Raw genomic sequence first — 20,255 nt, 5'->3', positions numbered from 1 at the left:
TGACTGGCTAGTCACTCTGATTGAGAATGGCGAGGATCCGCAGGAACTCCATGTAGATCCACACCAGGGTGAGGGTCAGGCCGAAGGCCGCGAGCCAGGCCTCCTCGCGCGGGGCGCCGTAGGCGATACCGTCCTCGACCTGCTTGAAGTCGAGGGCGAGGAAGCAGGCGCCGAGGATGATGCCGACGACACCGAAGAACACGCCGAGCGCGCCGCTCCGGAAGCCGAGGCCGTCACCGCCGCCGAAGGCAGCGAACAGCAGGTTGACGGTCATCAGCAGGATGAAGCCGAGCGCGGCGGCCATCACAAAGCCGTAGAAGCGGCGGTTGACGCGGATCCAGCCCGCCTTGTACGCGACCAGGACGCCGACGAAGACCGCCATGGTGCCGAGCACGGCCTGCATGGCGGCACCGCTGGCGATGCGGTTGTCGACGATGCTGGAGAGCACGCCGAGGAAGACGCCCTCGAGGGCCGCGTAGGAGAGGATCAGCGCGGGCGCGGGCCGACGCCTGAAAGACTGCACGAAGGCCAGCACCATCGCTACCAGCGACGAGACGATCCCGATGCCGTACGACCGGTTGATGTTCGCGTTGTCGACCGGCAGCAGCGCCCAGGCGAGCGCGGCGGTGATGATGAGCACGCCGAGCGTGGTTGCGGTGCGCATGACGACGTCGTCCATCGTCATACGGCCGGAGGTGGCGGCCGGGGCCGGGGGCGCCTGGGTGCCCGGCTGGGCGTACGAGTTCTGCGCGTAGGGGTTCTGGCCGTACGGGTTCTGCGCATACGGATTCTGCGCATACGGGTTGGCCTGCGTCCCCACAGCGGGTCCCCCGGCCTGCGGCGCGGTGTTGAAGCCCGCGTAGCCGTTGTCGCGGCTGAACCCCCGTCGCGAGAAGACCGGGTTTCTGCTCCTCATCTCACTCCTCCATGGCCACCTGGCGTGGCCTTGGCCTCAAGAGTAATGGTTCGGCAAAGGAACGATCTGGTCCCTGGGGAGGATCTTTCCCTTGTCACGTGCGCAACACGGTACGCGGAAGCGTGATTCCCGGCGACGGACCGTGTCATTCATCGGTATTGCTCCGTGGACCCCCCGCCTTCAGGACTCCACCGCGAAATCCACGGAACTCCCGCGGAACTGTGGCCTCCACCACAGCGTGGCAACCGTCAGTCCTGGTGAGATCACCGGATGCTCGGTTTCCTGCTCCGTCTCCTGCCGTTCTGGGTCCGCGAGCCCCTGCTCATCGCGGTCGGCTCCGTTCTCGGCGTCCGCATCATGTACCTCGCCGTCCGCGACGATGACCTGGTCGCGGCTGGTCTCGGTGTGGTGTTCCTCGTCTTCACCGCGATGCGGGTCCACGCGGTGGTCCGGGAACTGCGCGCACGCCAGAACTCGAACACGGCGCCCCCCGTGCCCGCGGTCGGACCGGTGACCGATGCGGCCGCAGGGCCCCAAGCCGCCCTGCCCCAGGCCACCCAGGCCACCCAGGCGGCAGCCGTGCCGGGTCCGGTCGCTCCGGAGAAGGAGCCCAACGCATGGGGCCAGGCCGTCGCGGCCGTGGCCCTGTTCGGGGTTCTCGGGGCCGTGTTGTGGGTGGTTCCGCACGTACTGCCGTCCGACGACAGCACGACGACGAAGGCCGCCTCGTGTTCGGCCCAGGAACACGAGGAACTGCCGAAGGCATACACGACGAAGCCCCAGGCGGCGACCGGTGACGAACTGTGCAAGGCACTCAACCGCCCCGATCTCGCCCGGCTCCTCGGAACGCCGGAAGAGACCGCGACCACGGCGTCCGGCAGCAACAACACCGCTGCCCTGACCGATGAGAAGGTCGCCGAGCCGGAGGCCGAGGTCGCGTTCGAGACGTACACCGTGAATCTGTCGGCCACCTACAACGAACTGTCGATAGCCCAGTACGTGAAGCTGAAGAAGATCGGGAACGAGCAGAACATCGAGACGCCCACGGTTCTCGGTCGGCCCGCGGTCTTCTCCTCGGATCACACCATGAAGCTGAAGATCAATCTCGGGAGCGGCGGAACCAGCGGCGGACCCGTCGAAGAGGGCCCCCTGGCCCGGACGTTGACGGTGGCCCTCGGCAAGGACGACCGGGGCGGCTACTACGACATCACCGTGTGGAGCACGTCCGGAGCCCTGCCCGACGACAGCGTCCTGATCGACATCGCAGAGAAGGTCCTCCCGGCGATCCCCGGACGGAGCGCACGATGAGCCGCATTGCCGAGCCCACGCCCGCCGACCGCCCTCAGCCGAACGGAAACCCGGTGTAAGCCTCGGCGAGGTCGGTCTCGGCGGCACGCGAGGAGACGATGCGCTCGAGCCGGGCGAGCTGGATGCGCTCGTCGAAGGGGGCGGCGCCGGGAACGCGATGCAGCAGAGTCGTCATGTCGTAGGAGAACCGCTCGGCCTGCCAGACACGGCGCAGACAGGTGTCGGAGTACGCGTCGAGCGACTCGGAGCACCTGGTGTCCCGCTGATGGATCAGCGCCCGGGCGAAGGTGACGACATCTCCGACGGCGAGGTTGAGCCCTTTGGCCCCGGTGGGCGGCACGATGTGGGCGGCATCACCGGCGAGGAAGAGCCGCCCGTACCGCATGGGCTCATGGACGTACGACCGCATGGGGGTGACGGCCTTCTGGGTGATCGGCCCCCGGGCGAGCCGCCACCCGTCACCCGTCTCGAACCGGCGCTCCAACTCATCCCAGACGGCGTCGTCACCCCACTCCCCGGCATCGGTCCCGTCGGGAACCTGAAGATAAAGCCGCGAAACGGACGGCGACCGCATGGACAGCAGCGCAAACCCACGATCGTGCCGGGCATAGACCAGCTCATCATGAGAAGGCGCGACGTCGGCAAGAATCCCGAGCCACCCGAACGGATAGCTCCGCTCGAACACCCGCACCAGCTCAGCCGGTACGGCACTCCGCGCAACCCCCCAAAACCCATCGCACCCCACGACGTAGTCACACTCGAGAACGTCCTCCCGCCCCCGATACCGAAACCGCACCCGGGGTTGCGCCCTGTCCCTCGCCACACCCTCGACCCCCAACGCCTCGGCCCCGAACAACAACGGGCCGCCCTTCACCACCTGAAGGGAGATCAGGTCCTTGCAGACCTCGGTCTGCGCGTAGACCATCACCGACCGCCCGCCGGTGAGCCCGGGAAAGTCCACACGATGCCGCCGCCCGCCGAACCGCAGCTCAATCCCGTCGTGCCGCAGCCCTTCCCGGTCCATCCGCTCCCCGACCCCGGCCGCCCGCAGCACATCCACGGTCCCCTGCTCAAGCACCCCGGCCCGCTGCCGCCGCTCGACATACCCACGGTCCCGGCTCTCCAACACGACCGACTCGATCCCGGCGTCGTACAACAACCGGGCGAGCAACAACCCGGCGGGTCCGGCGCCGATGATGCCGACGGTGGTACGCATCGGTGGTTCCCTTCGACGGTTCGCTTGTACGCGCCGACGCGGGCAGGAGGAACCACGCCGGTCGCCTGGTGAAACTTCCTTCACTGAACCTTGGGGAGTCTCCGCGGGGGGCCGCCGGGTGTCAACGGTCGTGCGATCGGCCGGTGCCGGACGTCAGGGGCTGCCAACGTTTGCTTCAACACGGTGATCCGGTCGTCTTCGGACTGGCCCGCGTTGCGGCCATCCTCGCGGGCCTGAGAATCCATCTTCAGCCGGTGGACGGCGGCCACCACCTCCAGGGGCGTCAGGACCATGTTGCCCGGATGGCAAAGGCCGCCGACGCGCTGCGGCCCGGTGGCGCCCTCGCCGTGGTCGCCACACAGCATGTGGCGGGCGGCAGCGAGGAGTTCTTCATCGAGGTCCAGGACTGCTACGAGCGTTTCGATCGGGCCACCCCACCGGGGCTCCGACTTCCTGCCGCAGAGGAGGTCGACACCTCGGATCACGCGGATGAAGTCGCACGCAGCGGCCGGTTCGGCCCCGTCGTCTTCCGGCGTTATGAGTGGGACCTGACGTACACCACGGCGGAGTACCTGCCGTGCTGCGGACCTACTCCGGCCACCGGGCGCTGCCGCCCGAGGCCAGGGAGGGACTGCTTGAGTGCATCGCCGCACTGATCGACGGACGGTACGGAGGCCGGGTCACCAAGCGGTACCTCACGGAACTACGGGTGTCACGAACGGCGCCCGCTCTTCAGAAGTACGACTTCAGCGGTGCCCACCGCACCTCTGACAGTTCGCCCCGCCCGGGGAGCCCGATGGGTCATCGTTGACCCATCGGGACAGCCCCTGGCTCTATGACTCCGACGGCACCCGCGCAACCAGGGCGTCCAGACGCTCCTGGAACACGTGCCCGGCGTCCGGGGCGATCGTGGCCAGGGCGACCATGGACGTCACGATGACGTCCACCAGCTCCTTCTGAACGTCCGGCCAGGTGTGAGAGTGGCCCTTCCTCGGGTTGGCACCGAGCGCGCCGTGCAGGGCCTCGGCGACCTCCCCGTACTCCTCCCCGATCTTCAGTACGCGCAGCAGCCGCACGTCCGCCGACCCGGCCACCTCGGCTTCGTCGTCCAGCCACTTCCGGATCGTGTCCACCTGCTGCCAGGTGTCTACCATCAGGTTCTCCTTGCTCAGTCATCAGAACAGTGCGGAAACCGCGTCTGCGGGGCGCGGGGTCGGTCACGGTCAGCGTTTCACCGGCCGGACGGCCGATCAGTCGTTTCCAGAGCGCAATCCGCCCACACCCGTTTGCCCCACGGCAACTCGTCGACGCCCCAGGCGTGCGAGATCTCCGCGACGAGAGCAAGACCGCGGCCGTTCTCGGCACCCGGCCCAAGTGTCTTACGGACCGGGCGTCCTCGGCTCTTGTCGATGACGGCCACGCGCACACCGCCAGGAATCCTGCGGAGCGTCAGCCGCATCACGTTCGCGCGGGTGTGCTGAACAGCGTTGGCAGCCAACTCGGTGACGACCAGGGCCACGTCATCGGTGATCGCGGTCAATTCCCATGCCTGCAAGACTTCACGGACGATGCCGCGGGCCAGGGGAACGGACTCCGGGGTGCGAGGCAGCACCTTTGTCAGGACCTCGGTTCCGTCGTTGGCCTGCGCGGCGCCCACCCCCGTCATCGGCTCCCCTAGCAGCCGGCGTTCAGCTTCGGTGGTGATCGCAGTCGGCCGGACTGCCGCGCAGTCGTCGGCGCAGGCACGCGAATCGGGCAAAGGCCCTGATGCTGCCGTCATTTGGGTTCGGTCCGGCATGGCGGCTCCTCGGCAATCGTCCACGCCCCGAGCAGGCAACCGACACCACAGCCTCCGGGGTTCTTCCTCATACAGGGTGGATTTCCGCTGAATCCAGCACATCCCAGGGCCGGGTATACCCATCATGGGTACTCCCCCCAAAGAGTCACCCCCACGACTCGGGCGAGCAGGAAGTGCAGGCATGTCCTACCAGCCACCCACCGCCCTGCCACAGCAGCTCCTCCAGAGCGAGGAAATGGTGCGCGCCCTTTCCCGGCACGACTTCGGGACCGTGTTCCGGCTCGCACGCGACCGTGCCGGAATCAGCTATTCGCGTATCGCCGCGGCTTGCGATGTCAAGCCGCAACGGGTCGGCACTCTCGCTCGGGGTGAGGGCCGGATCACAACGTTCGACAAGGTTGTGGAAATCGCCGACGCACTCCGCGTCCCCGGGCACATGGTGGGACTGGCCGCCCGCCCGTGGGAGGCGGGCGAAGCTCCTGTCCACGTGTACGCCCCAGAGAACGGATCAGCCGACGTGCGACGCCGTACCGTCCTTCAGGTCGCCTCCTCCGCGGGGCTGGCCGCGGCCCTGCCCGCGCTGCACCGGCCACCGGCCCCCAAGCGGGTCACCGACAGCGACATCGACCGCCTTCACCAGCGCACCGCCCGTCTACGGCGCCTCGACGACGTCCTCGGCGGCGGCGACACCTACCGTGTCTACCTGAGCGAGTACCAGGCGACCAAAAGCCTTCTGCGTACAGCCACGTTTACGCCGGAGGCCCGGCGCCGTCTGGTCGCCCTACTCGCCGAACAGGCCCAGCAAGCCGGTTGGGCCGCCTTCGACGGCGGGCGGCAGACCGAAGCGGAAGGGCTGTACGAGGAGAGTCGAGCCGCAGCGATCGAGGCGGGCGACAGCGATCTCCTCGGCAATTCCCTGGCGTTCCTCGCCTACCAGACCTCCGACCGGTGCACCGCCGTTGAGATCGCGGAAAACAGCTGCGCCGCGATCACCCCGAACACCCCGGCCAGCGTGCGGGCCCTCCTCCACGAACGGCTGGCATGGGCCTGTGCCATGGCCGACCAGCCTGCCCGAGCCGAACAGGCTCTGGACACCGCGCGCGCCGCGCTCGACGAGCAGCAGGACGGCGAGCCGCAACCGGACTGGGCAGCCTGGGTCGACGAGACCGAGCTGGACATCATGACCGGTCGGTGCTGGACCGAACTACGCCGCCCACTGCGTGCCGTCCCCGTCCTCACCCGGTCACTCGACCGGTACGACGACCACCACGCGCGAGACAAGGCCCTGTATCTGTCCTGGCTGGCCGACTCCTACCTCACCGCCGGAGAGGTCGAGGCGGCAGCTGCGGTGACCGGCCAGGCCGTGGACCTGGCCTTCGGGGTCGCCTCCGTACGGCCCCGGCAGCGGCTCGCCCCTGTACTGGAGCGACTCCATCGGCACAGGGAACTGAGCGCTGTCCGTGAAGTACTGGAGAAGGCCAGGCCCTAAGCAGACGTGACGTTGTCCTCGATCCACTGGAGGCACCGCGGTGCCCCCTCGATCGGGACGGCGATCACCTCAGGGTTGTCCCACGGGTGCTGCTCGATCAGGTACTTCTCCAGTGCCGGGTACCGCGCCCGCGTCGTGGTCAGCAGCAGCCGCCACTCCTCGCCCTCGCCGAATTCCCCGAGGTGCCAGAACACGGACCCCACGGGCCCGACGATCTGGGAGCCCGCGGCCAGACGCCCTTGGACCGCCCCCTTGGCAAGGCGGACGGCTTGCTCACGCTCCGGTGTGGCGGTCGACACCTGCACGTAGTCAGTCATGCCGGGAGCCTAGCGACGGGACATCCGGATGTGACCAAGAGAACCCCGCACCCGAAGACGGCATCGCAAGAAGGCCAGCTACCTGCGGCAACGCTCTCGTCTGCGTCCTCCGAACCGCGTCTGCCCGTATCAGCCCGTCGTACGCCAGACCACTGGCGCACCTGGCGCACAGCCTGCTGACCAGCGGCAGAGTGGCAGTGAACGACGGCCGGAGCCAGCTGGCGCTCGTGCCGTGACCGTAAACCCCGAAATCAGTACACTTCGGTTTGTATCGCAGATGAACAAACCTGATCGGGGAATCATCCATGAACCGCATCCAGGGCGGTCCCGACCTCGGCGGCTCTGAGGATCGGCGCATGCATGACGCGTCGGCCGGCCAGCTCAAGGTGGGGTCCCACACTCCGTCGCTTCCGGCAGCGCGTCCGCGTCTGCTCGCCATCGATGTGGACGGGACCTTGCTCAACAGCCGGCACAAGCTGAGCGAGGCGACAGTCAACGCCCTTGCCCAGGCCCGAACCGAGGGCGTCGAGGTGCTGCTCGCGTCCTCACGTGGGCCGCGTGCGATGTTTCCCATCCTGAGCTCGCTCGGACTCACCGATCCCTGTTCCTTCATCGGCTCGCAGGGCGCGCTCACCGGGCGGTATGCGGCCGACCGTGCGCTGCTGATCGACGCGCAACACCCGATCCCGGTCACCACTGCGCGGGAGATCGTCGTCGCCGCCGGGCAGCACGGGGTCCAGGTGAGCTGGTTCGCCGCTGACGACTGGTATGTCTCCGGCTTCGATCACACCGTGGAGCGTGAGGCGCGGATCGTGGGATGCGCGCCGGAGGTCCGCGATCTGCTCGCGGAGGAGAACGGCCCGGACAAGCTGATGATGATCGCGCCCAGCGACGATGTGGCGCCGTTGCAGTCCATCGCCGCGCGACTCTCCGTGGACGTGCGGGCCCAGGTGTCCAATCCCACCTACCTGGAGGTCACGCGAGTCGACGTGGACAAGGCCGCGGCCGTCGTCGCCTACTGCGACCACCGTGGCATCACCAGCGCCGAGGTGGTGGCCTTCGGGGACGGTCCCAACGATCTCGGGCTCTTCGCCTTCGCCGGTACCAGCGTCGCCCCCGCCAACGCCCGCCCCGAAGTTCTCGCCGCGGCCACCCTTCGCACCGACAGCAACGACGAGGACGGCATCGCGCGCGCCGTGACCGCCCTGCTCCGGTTGTGATGACGGCGCCGTGCGCCCCGGGGGCGGCTGTCATGCCGTCAAGAAGTGAAGGCAATCGGCGAGGGCCCGTCAGATCTCGGGGTCGGGCCCGTCGCCGTAGTGGTGCCCGGAACCGGACTTGAACCGGTACGCCCGCGAGGGGCAGCGAGGTTTAAGCTCGCCGTGTCTGCATTCCACCATCCGGGCAGGCCATGGGCTCCGCATCGAGATACCGAGCCTATCGGGGCGCGTCCCCCGAACAGCGGGCGTGCGGACCGATGTTGTCTTATTTTATTGGCGCCTGAGGGTGTATCAGCAACTCCAACCCCCCATCCGTACTTGCCAATAGCGTTGCGTGGCGTAGCCGCCCGTGTATGCGGAATGACGGAATTTCACCGTCCGAACAAGGGGGCTCCACCTGTTCTTGACGAGCGTCCGTTCGAGCCGGGTGGTGCGGGGGCGGCGGGAGGGGCGACGCACCGGCGTGCGCATCGGCGTCATACCTGGGTATGACCTCCGCCCCTGCGGTCCGACCTCAGAGTGTCCCCGGAACCGGAGCTGCGGCTGACTACACGGGGCGGCGGGGGCGGAAGCATGGTGGTCGGCGGCGGTTCCGGGCCCTCTCCCGGTTCCGCCGCAGCCTTCCGCGCGTGGACTCAGCAGTTCGCTGCGTCCACGGATACGGATACGGATACGCACACGGATACGGACGTCGGATCTCCGATAGCGCTCTGTGCCGCAGCGCGCCCGGATCCCGTACACCCTCGTCCTGAACAGGAGCACCTTGCCGTGACCACCACACCCGTCGCCGGCCGCGCCACCACCGTGGCCGCGCGTGCCACGGAGTTGTCCAAGATCTACGGGCAGGGCGAGACCCAGGTGGTCGCCCTCGATCAGGTCTCCGTCGAGTTCCGGCAGGCCGAGTTCACCGCCATCATGGGGCCCTCCGGGTCGGGGAAGTCCACGCTGATGCACTGCGTCGCCGGGCTGGACACCTTCTCCGCCGGGTCTGTGCGCATCGGTGACACCGAGCTGGGCGCTCTCAAGGACAAGCAGCTCACCAAGCTGCGGCGGGACAAGATCGGGTTCATCTTCCAGGCGTTCAATCTGCTGCCGACCCTGACCGCGCTCGAGAACATCACCCTTCCGATGGACATCGCCGGGCGCAAACCTGACAAGGCGTGGCTCGACACCGTGATAGGGATGGTCGGGCTCGCCGACCGGCTCAGTCACCGGCCGTCCCAGTTGTCCGGCGGGCAGCAGCAGCGGGTCGCGGTCGCCCGTGCGCTGGCGTCCAAGCCGGAGATCATCTTCGGTGACGAGCCCACCGGCAATCTCGACTCCCGTTCCGGTGCCGAGGTGCTCGGCTTCCTGCGCAACTCCGTGCGGGAGCACGGGCAGACCGTGGTGATGGTGACCCACGACCCCGGCGCCGCCTCCTACGCCGACCGGGTGGTCTTCCTCGCCGACGGACGCATCGTCGACGAGATGCTCGACCCCACCGCCGACTCCGTGCTCGACCTCATGAAGCGGTTCGACGCGAAGGGCCGTGCCGTCTGATGTTCCGCACCGCCCTGCGCAACGTCCTCGCGCACAAGGCCCGGCTGCTGATGACCGTCCTCGCCGTGATGCTCGGTGTGGCCTTCGTGTCCGGCACGCTGGTCTTCACCAACTCCATCTCCCAGGCCTTCCAGAACAGTTCGGCCAAGGGATTCGATCATGTCGACGTCGCCGTCACCGCCAAGTACCAGGGGTCCAAGGGGGATCAGGTCGGGAAGACGCCCGATCTGAGCCAGGCCCAGCTCGATGCCAGTGCCAAGGCGCCCGGCGCCGCCTCCGCCATCGGGGTTGTCCAAGGGTTCACCGCCATCGCCGACAAGGACGGCAAGCTCATCGGCGGGGGGTTCCGTTCCGAGGGCGGGAACTACTGGGGGGACAAGGATCCTCGGTATCCGCTCAGCTCCGGGCGGGCGCCTCGTGGCAGCGGTGAGGTCGCCGTCGACTCCGACACGGCCCGCCGCGCCGGGTACAAGGTCGGGGACACCGTACGGATCTCCGTCGACGGGCCTGTTCTGAAGCCTCGTATCACCGGCATCTTCACCACCGACGACGGCAATGTCGCCGCCGGTGGCAGCCTCGCCCTCTTCGACACCGCCACCGCGCAGAAGCTGTTCGGCAAGCCGGGCACGTACGACGAGATCGACGTGCAGGCCGAGGCCGGCACCAGTCAGGCAGCGCTGAAGAGCGCGGTGGACTCGGCGCTGTCCAAGGGGGTCGTGGAGACCCGGACGGGGCATCAGCTCGCCGACGAGCAGGCCACCGCCATCACCCAGTCGATGAGCAGCATGAAGCAGGGACTGCTGGTCTTCGCCGGGATCTCCCTCTTCGTCGGCACCTTCATCATCGCCAACACCTTCACCATGCTGGTAGCCCAGCGCACCAAGGAGCTGGCCCTGCTGCGCGCGGTCGGTGCCTCCCGGCGTCAGGTCACCCGGTCGGTGCTGATCGAGGCGTTCGTGGTCGGCGCGGTCGCCGGTGTGACCGGGCTCGTCGCCGGTATCGGCATCGGGGCCGGGCTGCGCGGTCTGATGGGCACCCTCGGCGCAACCGTCCCGGACGGGCCGCTGATCATCTCCTCCGGCACCGTCGCCAGCGCGCTCGCCGTCGGCATCGTCATCACCATGCTGGCCGCCTGGCTGCCCGGCCGCCGCGCCGCCAAGATCCCGCCGGTCGCCGCGATGAGCAGCGTGCACGCGCAGGCGACCACCAGGTCGCTGGTGCTGCGCAACACCCTCGGCGCCCTGTTCTCGGCCGCCGGCGTCGCCGTGGTCCTCGCGGCCACGTCGATGAACAGCTCGGACGGCCAGGCCCCCATGGGCATCGGCGCCGTTCTCCTGATCATCGGCGTGTTCATCCTGACCCCGCTGCTGTCCCGCCCGCTGATCGCGGCGACGGCACCCCTCATGCGCGGCTTCGGGGTCGCGGGCAAGCTGGCCCGGCTGAACTCGGTGCGCAACCCGCGCCGTACGGCGGCCACCGCGTCCGCGCTGATGATCGGACTGACCCTCATCACCGGCATGACCGTGATGGCGGGCAGTCTCCAGAACGCGATCGACAAGATGGCGTCCTCGGCGATCCGCGCCGACTACGTCGTCTCGATGGCCAACGGCAACATGCTCTCCCCCCACGTGGGCACAACGCTCGCCACTACCGACGGCGTCACCGCCATCAGCCCGCTGCGCAACGCCGCCTCCCGCATCGACGGGCAGACCGAGTTCCTGACCGGCGTCGACGGCTCCGCCATCGGCCGGCTGACCGACCTCCCCGTCAAGAGCGGCACCTTCACGGTGCGCGGCTCGCAGATCGTCGTCGACGAGGACACCGCCGACGCGCACCACTGGACGGCCGGCTCGCGCTTCACGGTGCACTACGAGGACGGCAAGGCGCAGCGGATGACGGTCGCCGGGGTCTACTCGGGCAACCAGATGATCAAGGGGATCATGCTCGACACCGCGACCCTGACCCCGCACCAGAAGGACCCGTCGGACATGCAGGTCCTGGTCAAGACGGCCCACGGCGCCTCCAGCGCCACCAAGGACCGGTTGGAGAAGGCCCTCGGGACCAACCCGGCGATCAAGGTGCAGGACAAGAAAGACCTGTCCAACAGCATCGGGAGCGTCTTCTCGCTCATCCTGAACATGGTCTACGGCCTGCTGGCGATGGCGGTGATCGTCGCGGTGCTCGGGGTCATCAACACCCTGGCCATGTCGGTGTTCGAGCGGTCCCAGGAGATCGGCTTGCTGCGCGCGATCGGTCTGGACCGGCGGTCGGTCAAGCGGATGGTGCGCCTCGAATCGCTGGTGATCTCGCTGTTCGGCGGGGTGCTCGGCATCGGTCTGGGCGTGTTCTTCGGCTGGGCGGCGGGCCAGTTGATGAGCACGAAGCTGACGACGTACGAGCTGGTGCTGCCCTGGTCGCGGATGGCCCTGTTCCTGGTGTTCGCCGCGGTGGTGGGGGTCCTGGCGGCCCTGTGGCCGGCCCGGCGTGCGGCACGGCTCAACATGCTGGCGGCCATCAAGTCCGAGTGACATCGGCAGTCGGGCAGGTGCAGCAGGGGCCCCGTTCCGGGTGGAGCGGGGCCCCTGCCGTGTCGGTACGACGACGGCTTCGGTCCGCTTCAGTTCCAGGCGCGGGCGCGCAGCGGCAGGCCGGAGGTGCCGTCGTCGGGGGTGCGGACGGCGAGGACCTGGTTGACGCCGATGCGGTTGCGTTCGAAGGCGACGGCGGAGGCGGCCATGTACAGGCGCCAGACGCGGGCGCGGGCGGGGCTGGTGAGCCGTACCGCCTGGTCCCAGCCGTCCTCCAGACGGGTCACCCAGCAGCGCAGGGTGAGGGCGTAGTGCTCGCGGATGGACTCGACGTCACGCACCTCGAACCCGGCCCGCTCCAGTTGGGTGACGGTGCTGCCGAGGGGGGCGAGTTCGCCGTCGGGGAAGACGTAGGCGTCGATGAACTCGTCTACGTGATACGTCGTCTCGTCGCGCTGCGGGGGGCGGGCGATCTGGTGGTTGAGCAGCCGTCCGCCGGGCCTCAGCAGTCCGTGGAGGAGTACGGCGTACTCCAGATACCGTTCGGCGCCGACGTGTTCGGCCATGCCGACGGAGGCGATCGCGTCGTAGGGGCCGTCGGTGACGTCCCGGTAGTCCTGGACGCGGATCTCGACGCGGTCGGTGAGCCCGGCGTCGGCGACGCGCTTGCGGGCGTAGGCGGCCTGCTCCTGGGAGAGGGTGATCCCGGTGACGTGCACACCGTGCTCACGGGCCGCGTGGACGGCCAGGGAGCCCCAGCCGCAGCCGACGTCGAGGAGGCGCTGACCGGGTTTCAGGCCGAGTTTGCGGCAGATCAGTTCGAGCTTGTCGTGCTGGGCGTCCTCCAGGCCGGCCGCGGGAGGCGGGGCGGACCAGTAGGCACAGGAGTACACCATGGACGGGCCGAGGACGAGTGCGTAGAAGTCGTTGCCGACGTCGTAGTGGTGGCTGATGGCGCGGCGGTCGGTGCGGCGGGTGTGAAGGTTGCGGTAGCGGCCTGGGGCCTCCTCGGGGGGCGGGGCGGGCGGCAGCGGCAGTCCGGCGAGCCCCACGAAGCCTCGTAGCGCCGCCCGGAACTCCGGGTCGCGCAGTGCCTGGAGGGTGCTGCGGCTGTCCTCGCCGCGCTCCCACACGGAGCCGGAGAGCAGGTCGAGGGCGGTGTAGAGGTCGCCTTCGATGTCCAGCTCACCGGCCACCCAGGCGCGGGCCAGGCCCAGTTCGCCCGGCTTCCACAGCAGTCGGCGCAGGGCACGGCGATGACGTACGACCAGTGCCGGCGCGTCCGGCGGGCCCGCCTGCGACCCGTCCCAGGTCCGGACACGCAACGGGAGCGGGGCTCCCAGCAACTGTTCGAGCAGGTGCTTCAGCCGCGGCGCGACGTCGGTCATGGCGCACACCTCCGAAGGGGGCATCCCCGTCCCGGCGGGCCGGCCGCCGGGGCGCGGGGAGGGGGTCTCGGAATGTCCAACACCACGTAAACACCCGCGGGGCCCGGCCGCAGTCCCCCACCGGCGTCACGGATGGCAAAAGACCCGAAGAGACCACGGAAATGCCCCTGGGACGGCGGGAAAATGCCCGTCGGGTCCCCCACCATGCCCGACGGATCCCCCGTACCGACGGATCCCCCGTACCGACGCATCCCCAACGCCCGGCGGATCCCCAGCTCCCGAGGGATGCCCGAGTCCCCGAGGGGTTCCCGACACCCGACGGATCCTCGAAATACCCGACAGGTGGCGAAAACACCGAAGGGCCTCCCGCACCACGGATGGCGGGAGGCCCTTCGGCTCGGACCGGACCGGGTCTGCAACCGGGGGTCAGGAGACCGGCAAGGCAATCGACGAGGCAGCCGACAAGGCGACCGGCAGGGCAGTCGGCTACGCGACCGGCAGGGTCAGGATGCCTTGGCCTTCTCCTCCGTCTTGGCGGCTGCGGCGACTGCGGAGGCCGCGGCGGCCACGGGCTTGGGCCGGGCGGCGGCGTAGAACTCGTCGCGCGGGTTCTGCATCGCGCCGAGGGAGACGACCTCGCGCTTGAGGAACAGTGCGAGGGTCCAGTCGGCGAAGACCCGGATCTTGCGGTTCCAGGTGGGCATCGCGAGACCGTGGTAGGTGCGGTGCATGTACCAGGCGATACGGCCCTTGAGCTTGATCTGCATCTTGCCGACGACGATCATCGCCACGCCCTTGTGGAGGCCGAGGCCCGCCACCGCGCCCTTGTTGGTGTGGCTGTACTCCTTCTGGGGGAAGCCCCGCAGCCCGGAGATGACGTTGTCGCCGAGGACCCTGGCCTGGCGCAGCGCGTGCTGGGCGTTGGGCGGGCACCAGGCGTTCTCGTTACCGGCCTTGCGGGCGGCGACGTCGGGTACCTGGGCGTTGTCGCCCGCGGCCCAGATGTAGTCGGTGCCCTGGACCTGGAGGGTGGGCGCGCAGTCGACGTGGCCGCGCGGGCCGAGCGGCAGGCCGAACTCGGCGAGCACCGGGTTGGGCTTGACGCCGGCCGTCCACACGACGGTGTCGGAGTCGACCTCCAGCCCGTTCTTCAGCACGACGTGCCCGTCGACGCAGGATTCCATGGAGGTGGAGAGGTAGATCTCCACGCCCCGGCTCTCCAGGTGCTCCTTGCCGTACTGGCCGAGCTTCGGGCCGACCTCCGGCAGAATCTTGTCGGCGGCGTCGACGAGGATGAAGCGCATGTCGTCGCGGGACACGTTGGTGTAGTACTTGGCCGCGTCCCGGGCCATGTCCTCGACCTCGCCGATGGTCTCCGCCCCCGCGAAGCCACCGCCGACGAAGACGAAGGTGAGCGCCTTGCGGCGGATCGCGTCGTCGGTCGTGGAGTCGGCCTTGTCTAGCTGCTCGATGACGTGGTTGCGCAGACCGATGGACTCCTCGATGCCCTTCATGCCGATGCCCTGCTCGGCGAGGCCGGGGATCGGGAAGGTGCGGGAGACCGCGCCCATCGCGATGACCAGGTAGTCGAAGGGCAGCTCGTACGGCTCGCCCACGAGCGGCGTGACCGCGGCGACCTTGCGGTCCTGGTCGATGCTGGTGACCCGGCCGGTGAGCACCTCCGCCTTCGGCAGCACACGGCGCAGCGGAACGACGACGTGGCGCGGGGAGATGTTGCCGGCGGCGGCTTCGGGAAGGAAGGGCTGGTAGGTCATGTACGAGCGCGGGTCGACGACCGTGACGGTCGCCTCGCCGTAGCGCATCTTCTTGAGGATGCGTCGCGCTGCGTACATGCCTACGTACCCACCGCCTACTACGAGGATCCTGGGACGCTCCGTGGTGCTCATGGGATCGAGTATCCACCTGGCCCAAGGGGGGTGTTCGTGAGCCCCTTCACAAGGTTGGACGGGGTCTGTGTTACACTGCGCGGCTCGCCCGATCCAGACAGGTCCCCCGGAGGCGCCCCGGGCGGGAACGGCCGTTCACCAAGGACCGCTGTCCATACGGCATGAGCTGCCCGTCCTCCCCTCCGGGAACCCGCGGACAGCGCGGCGTGCACCACCGGGAGGCACCCTCGCCGCACGCCGGTAGCGCGTTTCTGAACATGTTCACAGGGCCCTACAGTCCCTGGAAGGGTCTATCGGACCCCTTCCGTCGAGCGCCACGCCCGTTTTCCTTGTGAAGAACTTCACGAACTTTCCAGGCGGCCCGTCAGCGAGTGCTTGACGAGCCGCCCTTGCCCCGCTCATACGGCATCCGCCCTGCTCAGCGGTGGCTGCCGACGCGGCCGTCACCGGGCCGTCACCGGGACGTCAGACGGGCCGGGCCGCCGACCAGGCGATGCCGTCGAGGATGTCGTGCTCGCTCACCACGACCTCCCGCGCCCCGATCCGCTCCATGATCGACAGAAGGACCAGGGCTCCGGCGGCGATCACATCGACCCGGCCGGGATGCATGGCACCGATCGCCGCACGTTCGGCGTGCGTGGAGTGCGTCAGCCGGTCGGTGATCTCGCGCACACGGTCGTAGGGCACCCGGGAGTGGTGGATGGCGGCGGAGTCGTAGGCGGGCAGGTTCTGGGCGATGGCCGACACGGTGGTCACCGAGCCGGCGAGGCCGACCAGCGTGCGCGCCTCGTGCAGCGGGACCGTCTCCTCGACGCGGTCGAGGGCGGCGTCGATGTCCGCCCGCAGCGCGGCGATCTGCGCCTCGGTGGGCGGATCGGTGACGGCGCCGTCCTGCACCAAGTGCCGCTCCGTCATGCGCACACAGCCGACGTCCACGGAGCGCGCGGCGCGCACCCGGTCGTCGCCGACCACAAACTCGGTGGAGCCGCCGCCGATGTCCACCACGAGGAACGGCCGGGCGAAGCCGTCGGTGCCGGTGAGTTCCTTGGTGGCGCCGGTGAAGGACAGCTCGGCCTCCTGCTCCCCGCTGACCACCTCGGGCTCGACACCGAGGATGTCCAGCACGCCCCGCACGAACTCGTCCCGGTTCTCCGCGTCCCGGGAGGCGGAGGTCGCCACGAACCGCACCCGCTCGGCACCGAGTTCCTTGATGACGGCCGCGTACTCACGGCAGGCGGCGAAGGTCCGCTCCAGCGCCTCGGGGGCGAGCCGCCCGGTCCGGTCGACCCCCTGCCCGAGCCGCACAATGATCATCCGCCGGTCCAGCTCGACCAGTTCCCCGGTGGCAGGGTCGGCATCGGCGACGAGCAGCCGGATGGAGTTGGTACCGCAGTCGACGGCGGCGACACGGGTCATGGGGTTCCTTCACAGCAAGGTCGGTGTATCCAGCCCGTCTGGGGGTCCCCCCTGCTCGAAGAGCTTGGGGGAGTTTGAGGACGAGGCCGTTCAGGCCGAAAACGGGGTCCGGGGGCAGCGCCCCCGGGGTCGGGAACGGGAAGGGGCGGCGGGGGCGAACTCACTCCCCGCCCCCCACACACGGCCCCTTCCGCCACCACTCCGGCAGCATCGCGATCGCCTCGTCCCCGAGCGGATTCACCCCAGGCCCGGCAGCCAGCGAATGCGCCACCAGCACATGAAGACACTTCACCCGATCCGGCATCCCCCCGGCACTCGGGAACCCGGTCAGCTCCTCGATCGCGTCGCGCCGCCGGATGTAGTCCTCATGAGCGGCGCGATACGCCGCGGCCAGCTCCGGATCCGTACCCAGCCGCTCCGTCATCTCCTTCATCACGCCCTCCGCCTCCAGCGTGCCGATCGCGGAGGCGGCGCGCGGGCAGGTGAGGTAGTAGAGCGTGGGGAAGGGCGTGCCGTCGGGCAGCCGCGGGGCGGTCTCGACGACGTCCGGCTGCCCGCACGGGCACCGGTGCACGACGGCGCGCAGGCCGCGCGGGGGACGCCCGAGCTGCTCCTTGAAGGCTTCGACGTCCGCGTCGGTGGGCTCGGTGCGCGGGGTGGACGGCGGGGGCGTTTCCATGCGTGTCTTTCTGTCGGTCGCAGCGCTCTCGGTCGCAGCGCTCTCGGTCGCAGCTGTCGTCGCTCTGCATCGCTGCGGGTCGCGGGTTGCGGGTCGCTCCGAACGCTACCCGCAGCGAGGAAACACGACGAACGACGACGTCAGCGCCCGGCGGCGTCCGCCTTGTCGACCCCGTCCCACATATTCGCGTACCAGGACCGGTCGGCGGCCCCCTGCTGCGTGTGCGACTGCTTGGTCACCCCGGGGTTGATCACGATGTACCCGGTCTCGCCCGGGAGCACGTAGTGCAGCCGTTCGCGGATCCGCTGCTCGGCGTACGCGTCGTCCTGCCAGCGCGCCTTGAGGTCACGCAGTTGCTCGACACGCGCCGCGGCCTGGCGCTTCTGCCGCTGGAGGTCGGCGATCTCGGCGCGCTGGGAGACGTACTGGCGTATCGGGTAGGCGAGCGCGACCACAAGCGTGCACACGACGATGGCGAGCAGGGCGGCGCGGCCGGTGAGCCGGGAGCGGCGGGCCTGGCGTTTGGTCTGGGAGCGGTAGACACGCTCTGCGGTCTGTTCGCCGAGCAGCCTCAGCCGCGTCGCGGTGGAGAACCGGTCCCGGTTCTTCACGGCCATGGTCCCCGCCTCCCGTTCCGTCGGGTGCCGTCACCCGCATCGTCCTACGCCGCGTACGCGGCGTACGCACCCACACTCGGCCCGCACGCCCGTACGCCCCTACGTCCGTACACGCGCCCGCGCACCTACGTCGTCCGCACACCGGACGCACGCACCCGCGCACACCGTACGTATCCGCACGCCGCGCGCAGACGCACGTACGTCCCCGGACACGGTACGGGACCGCGTACGGGGACGTACGTGCGACTGGCTGAGGCTTGACCTCGGCCGGGTCAGCCCTTGAAGCGCGGGAAGGCGCTGCGGCCGGCGTACACCGCGGCGTCGTCGAGGATCTCCTCGATGCGCAGCAGCTGGTTGTACTTGGCGACACGCTCGGAGCGGGCCGGGGCACCGGTCTTGATCTGGCCGCAGTTGGTGGCGACGGCCAGGTCGGCGATGGTGACGTCCTCGGTCTCACCGGAGCGGTGCGACATCATGCACTTGTAGCCGCTGCGCTGGGCGAGCTCGACGGCGTCGAGGGTCTCGGTGAGCGAACCGATCTGGTTCACCTTCACCAGCAGGGCGTTGGCGCTGCCCTCCTCGATACCGCGGGCCAGGCGCTCCGGGTTGGTGACGAACAGGTCGTCGCCGACCAGCTGGACCTTGTCGCCGAGCTTGTCGGTGATGACCTTCCAGCCGGCCCAGTCGTCCTCGAACAGCGGGTCCTCGATGGAGACGAGCGGGTACGCCGCCACGAGCTCGGCGTAGTACTCCGTCATCTCGGCGGCGGAGCGCTCCTTGCCCTCGAAGAGGTACTTGCCGTCCTTGTAGAACTCGGAGGCGGCGACGTCGAGCGCGAGGGCGATCTGCTCGCCGGGGGCGTAACCGGCTTCCTTGATGGCCTCGAGGATCAGGTCGAGGGCCTCACGGTTGGAGCCCAGGTTCGGGGCGAAGCCGCCCTCGTCGCCGAGGCCGGTGGACAGGCCCTTGGTCTTCAGGACCTTCTTCAGCGTGTGGTAGACCTCGGCACCCCAGCGCAGGGCCTCGGAGAAGGACTCCGCGCCGATCGGGGCGATCATGAACTCCTGGATGTCCACGTTGGAGTCGGCGTGCGAGCCGCCGTTCAGGATGTTCATCATCGGCACCGGCAGCAGGTGCGCGTTGGGGCCGCCCAGGTAGCGGAACAGCGGGAGGTCGCTGGCCTCGGAGGCGGCGTGGGCGACGGCGAGCGAGACGCCGAGGATGGCGTTGGCGCCGAGCGAGCCCTTGTTGTCGGTCGCGTCCAGGTCGAACATGGCCTGGTCGATCAGGCGCTGCTCGGTCGCGTCGTAGCCGACCAGCTCCGGGCCGATCTGCTCGATGACGGCGAGGACGGCCTTCTCGACACCCTTGCCCTGGTAACGGTTGGGGTCGCCGTCGCGAAGCTCGATGGCCTCGAAGGCACCGGTGGAGGCGCCGGACGGGACGGCGGCACGACCCGTGCTGCCGTCGTCGAGGCCGACCTCGACCTCGACCGTGGGATTGCCTCGGGAGTCCAGGATTTCCCGGGCTACGACGACGTCGATGGACGGCACGAGCATCTCCTTCTCGGAATGTGACGCATGTGGTGCGGGGTGCACGTGGGCCTTTGACGGCCATGGTGGAGCCTTGCGACTAGAGCCTAACCGTCTCTGGGCAGTCGGCCAGCCGACCGACCGGTCCAAGGACTGGGTCAGACGGTACCCAATTGTTTCACCACGGAACAAAGCGAGGGTGGAGAACGCCTCGAATACACCCGGAGAAGAACACCGGTTGACCCTCCGGGGCACAGCCGGAAACGCGCCGGGGCATACCGAGGAACGCGCCGGGACACGCCGGAACACGCCGGGAACACCACGAATACGCCGGAACGCGGCGGAATGCGCCGGAGTTCACTTGTGAATTGCCCCGGAGAACCTG

Annotated in this window: 16 protein-coding genes, 1 tRNA gene and 1 pseudogene; 6 read left to right on the top strand and 12 right to left on the bottom strand. The window is 69.0% G+C overall.

What is annotated here, in order from left to right; genetic code table 11:
• Positions 1-7 precede the first annotated feature (7 nt).
• Complete coding sequence (locus ACSYGN_RS24215; RefSeq protein ID WP_460398981.1) at positions 8-916, bottom strand: Bax inhibitor-1/YccA family protein; 909 nt, start codon at positions 914-916, stop codon at positions 8-10.
• A gap of 270 nt (positions 917-1,186) precedes the next feature.
• On the opposite strand from ACSYGN_RS24215, the gene ACSYGN_RS24210 reads away from it, so the two are divergent.
• Positions 1,187-2,224, top strand: a complete 1,038-nt coding sequence (locus tag ACSYGN_RS24210; RefSeq protein WP_460398979.1) for a DUF6215 domain-containing protein — start codon at positions 1,187-1,189, stop codon at positions 2,222-2,224.
• A gap of 34 nt (positions 2,225-2,258) precedes the next feature.
• Here the strand turns inward: ACSYGN_RS24210 and ACSYGN_RS24205 are convergent, their stop codons facing one another.
• On the bottom strand, positions 2,259-3,440 hold the full coding sequence (locus tag ACSYGN_RS24205; RefSeq protein WP_460398977.1) for a 4-hydroxybenzoate 3-monooxygenase: 1,182 nt from the start codon (positions 3,438-3,440) through the stop codon (positions 2,259-2,261).
• A 299-nt stretch (positions 3,441-3,739) separates the two neighbouring features.
• Between ACSYGN_RS24205 and ACSYGN_RS24200 the strand changes: the two are divergent.
• Positions 3,740-4,158, top strand: a pseudogene (locus ACSYGN_RS24200) (class I SAM-dependent methyltransferase); the annotation flags it as partial.
• Between the two features lie 115 nt (positions 4,159-4,273).
• Here ACSYGN_RS24200 and ACSYGN_RS24195 read toward each other — a convergent pair.
• On the bottom strand, positions 4,274-4,594 hold the full coding sequence (locus tag ACSYGN_RS24195; protein ID WP_460398975.1) for a MazG-like family protein: 321 nt from the start codon (positions 4,592-4,594) through the stop codon (positions 4,274-4,276).
• Positions 4,595-4,671: 77 nt separating this feature from the next.
• Positions 4,672-5,238 carry an ATP-binding protein gene (locus tag ACSYGN_RS24190; RefSeq protein WP_460398973.1) on the bottom strand — a complete coding sequence of 189 codons (567 nt, stop codon included), beginning with the start codon at positions 5,236-5,238 and terminating at the stop codon, positions 4,672-4,674.
• 181 nt (positions 5,239-5,419) lie between these two features.
• Between ACSYGN_RS24190 and ACSYGN_RS24185 the strand changes: the two genes are divergently transcribed.
• A complete protein-coding gene (locus ACSYGN_RS24185) occupies positions 5,420-6,727 on the top strand; it encodes a helix-turn-helix domain-containing protein (protein ID WP_460398971.1) in 1,308 nt (435 codons plus the stop codon).
• On the opposite strand, the gene cutA is transcribed toward ACSYGN_RS24185, so the two are convergent.
• The gene (cutA, locus tag ACSYGN_RS24180; protein WP_460398969.1) at positions 6,724-7,044 is read right to left on the bottom strand and encodes a divalent-cation tolerance protein CutA; all 321 of its coding nucleotides are present in this window, start codon (positions 7,042-7,044) and stop codon (positions 6,724-6,726) included. The two genes, ACSYGN_RS24185 and cutA, sit on opposite strands and share 4 nt — an antisense overlap.
• Before the next feature lie 305 nt (positions 7,045-7,349).
• Here cutA and ACSYGN_RS24175 point away from each other — a divergent pair, with 305 nt between their 5' ends.
• Positions 7,350-8,264: an HAD family hydrolase gene (locus tag ACSYGN_RS24175; protein ID WP_460398967.1), complete on the top strand. Its 915-nt coding sequence runs from the start codon at positions 7,350-7,352 to the stop codon at positions 8,262-8,264.
• A 100-nt stretch (positions 8,265-8,364) separates the two neighbouring features.
• On the opposite strand, the gene ACSYGN_RS24170 is transcribed toward ACSYGN_RS24175, so the two are convergent.
• Positions 8,365-8,450: transfer RNA gene (locus ACSYGN_RS24170), tRNA-Leu, on the bottom strand.
• Positions 8,451-9,032: 582 nt separating this feature from the next.
• Between ACSYGN_RS24170 and ACSYGN_RS24165 the strand changes: the two genes are divergently transcribed.
• The gene (locus ACSYGN_RS24165) at positions 9,033-9,803 is read left to right on the top strand and encodes an ABC transporter ATP-binding protein (RefSeq protein WP_460398965.1); all 771 of its coding nucleotides are present in this window, start codon (positions 9,033-9,035) and stop codon (positions 9,801-9,803) included.
• Positions 9,803-12,331 carry an ABC transporter permease gene (locus ACSYGN_RS24160; RefSeq protein WP_460398963.1) on the top strand — a complete coding sequence of 843 codons (2,529 nt, stop codon included), beginning with the start codon at positions 9,803-9,805 and terminating at the stop codon, positions 12,329-12,331. The genes ACSYGN_RS24165 and ACSYGN_RS24160 overlap by 1 nt, the downstream gene beginning before the upstream one ends.
• Before the next feature lie 89 nt (positions 12,332-12,420).
• Here ACSYGN_RS24160 and ACSYGN_RS24155 read toward each other — a convergent pair whose 3' ends face one another.
• The 6 genes from ACSYGN_RS24155 to eno all read right to left on the bottom strand — a co-directional run bounded on the left by ACSYGN_RS24155 (position 12,421) and on the right by eno (position 19,891).
• A complete protein-coding gene (locus ACSYGN_RS24155) occupies positions 12,421-13,719 on the bottom strand; it encodes a class I SAM-dependent methyltransferase (RefSeq protein WP_460398961.1) in 1,299 nt (432 codons plus the stop codon).
• 503 nt (positions 13,720-14,222) lie between these two features.
• On the bottom strand, positions 14,223-15,626 hold the full coding sequence (locus ACSYGN_RS24150) for an NAD(P)/FAD-dependent oxidoreductase (RefSeq protein ID WP_460398959.1): 1,404 nt from the start codon (positions 15,624-15,626) through the stop codon (positions 14,223-14,225).
• A gap of 465 nt (positions 15,627-16,091) precedes the next feature.
• Positions 16,092-17,042, bottom strand: a complete 951-nt coding sequence (locus ACSYGN_RS24145) for a Ppx/GppA phosphatase family protein (RefSeq protein ID WP_460398957.1) — start codon at positions 17,040-17,042, stop codon at positions 16,092-16,094.
• A 160-nt stretch (positions 17,043-17,202) separates the two neighbouring features.
• Positions 17,203-17,721, bottom strand: a complete 519-nt coding sequence (locus ACSYGN_RS24140; protein WP_460398955.1) for a DUF501 domain-containing protein — start codon at positions 17,719-17,721, stop codon at positions 17,203-17,205.
• Positions 17,722-17,861: 140 nt separating this feature from the next.
• Positions 17,862-18,338, bottom strand: a complete 477-nt coding sequence (locus ACSYGN_RS24135) for an FtsB family cell division protein (protein WP_460398953.1) — start codon at positions 18,336-18,338, stop codon at positions 17,862-17,864.
• A 272-nt stretch (positions 18,339-18,610) separates the two neighbouring features.
• Complete coding sequence (gene eno, locus ACSYGN_RS24130) at positions 18,611-19,891, bottom strand: phosphopyruvate hydratase (RefSeq protein ID WP_460398951.1); 1,281 nt, start codon at positions 19,889-19,891, stop codon at positions 18,611-18,613.
• Between the last annotated feature and the right edge of the window lie 364 nt (positions 19,892-20,255).

It is taken from the genome of Streptomyces sp. YIM S03343 (assembly GCF_054729195.1).
Note: the sequence above shows the minus strand (reverse complement) of the source record. Positions and strands in the feature narration are given on the sequence as shown.

Excerpts from the sequence above, each read along its gene's own strand:
- ACSYGN_RS24185 (WP_460398971.1), top strand. The coding sequence starts at position 5,420 with ATGTCCTACCAGCCACCCACCGCCCTGCCACAGCAGCTCCTCCAGAGC.
- ACSYGN_RS24145 (WP_460398957.1), bottom strand. The coding sequence starts at position 17,042 with ATGACCCGTGTCGCCGCCGTCGACTGCGGTACCAACTCCATCCGGCTG.
- ACSYGN_RS24140 (WP_460398955.1), bottom strand. The coding sequence starts at position 17,721 with ATGGAAACGCCCCCGCCGTCCACCCCGCGCACCGAGCCCACCGACGCG.
- ACSYGN_RS24150 (WP_460398959.1), bottom strand. The coding sequence starts at position 15,626 with ATGAGCACCACGGAGCGTCCCAGGATCCTCGTAGTAGGCGGTGGGTAC.
- ACSYGN_RS24210 (WP_460398979.1), top strand. The coding sequence starts at position 1,187 with ATGCTCGGTTTCCTGCTCCGTCTCCTGCCGTTCTGGGTCCGCGAGCCC.
- ACSYGN_RS24160 (WP_460398963.1), top strand. The coding sequence starts at position 9,803 with ATGTTCCGCACCGCCCTGCGCAACGTCCTCGCGCACAAGGCCCGGCTG.
- ACSYGN_RS24195 (WP_460398975.1), bottom strand. The coding sequence starts at position 4,594 with ATGGTAGACACCTGGCAGCAGGTGGACACGATCCGGAAGTGGCTGGAC.
- cutA (WP_460398969.1), bottom strand. The coding sequence starts at position 7,044 with ATGACTGACTACGTGCAGGTGTCGACCGCCACACCGGAGCGTGAGCAA.
- ACSYGN_RS24135 (WP_460398953.1), bottom strand. The coding sequence starts at position 18,338 with ATGGCCGTGAAGAACCGGGACCGGTTCTCCACCGCGACGCGGCTGAGG.
- ACSYGN_RS24215 (WP_460398981.1), bottom strand. The coding sequence starts at position 916 with ATGAGGAGCAGAAACCCGGTCTTCTCGCGACGGGGGTTCAGCCGCGAC.
- ACSYGN_RS24190 (WP_460398973.1), bottom strand. The coding sequence starts at position 5,238 with ATGCCGGACCGAACCCAAATGACGGCAGCATCAGGGCCTTTGCCCGAT.
- ACSYGN_RS24175 (WP_460398967.1), top strand. The coding sequence starts at position 7,350 with ATGAACCGCATCCAGGGCGGTCCCGACCTCGGCGGCTCTGAGGATCGG.
- ACSYGN_RS24155 (WP_460398961.1), bottom strand. The coding sequence starts at position 13,719 with ATGACCGACGTCGCGCCGCGGCTGAAGCACCTGCTCGAACAGTTGCTG.
- ACSYGN_RS24205 (WP_460398977.1), bottom strand. The coding sequence starts at position 3,440 with ATGCGTACCACCGTCGGCATCATCGGCGCCGGACCCGCCGGGTTGTTG.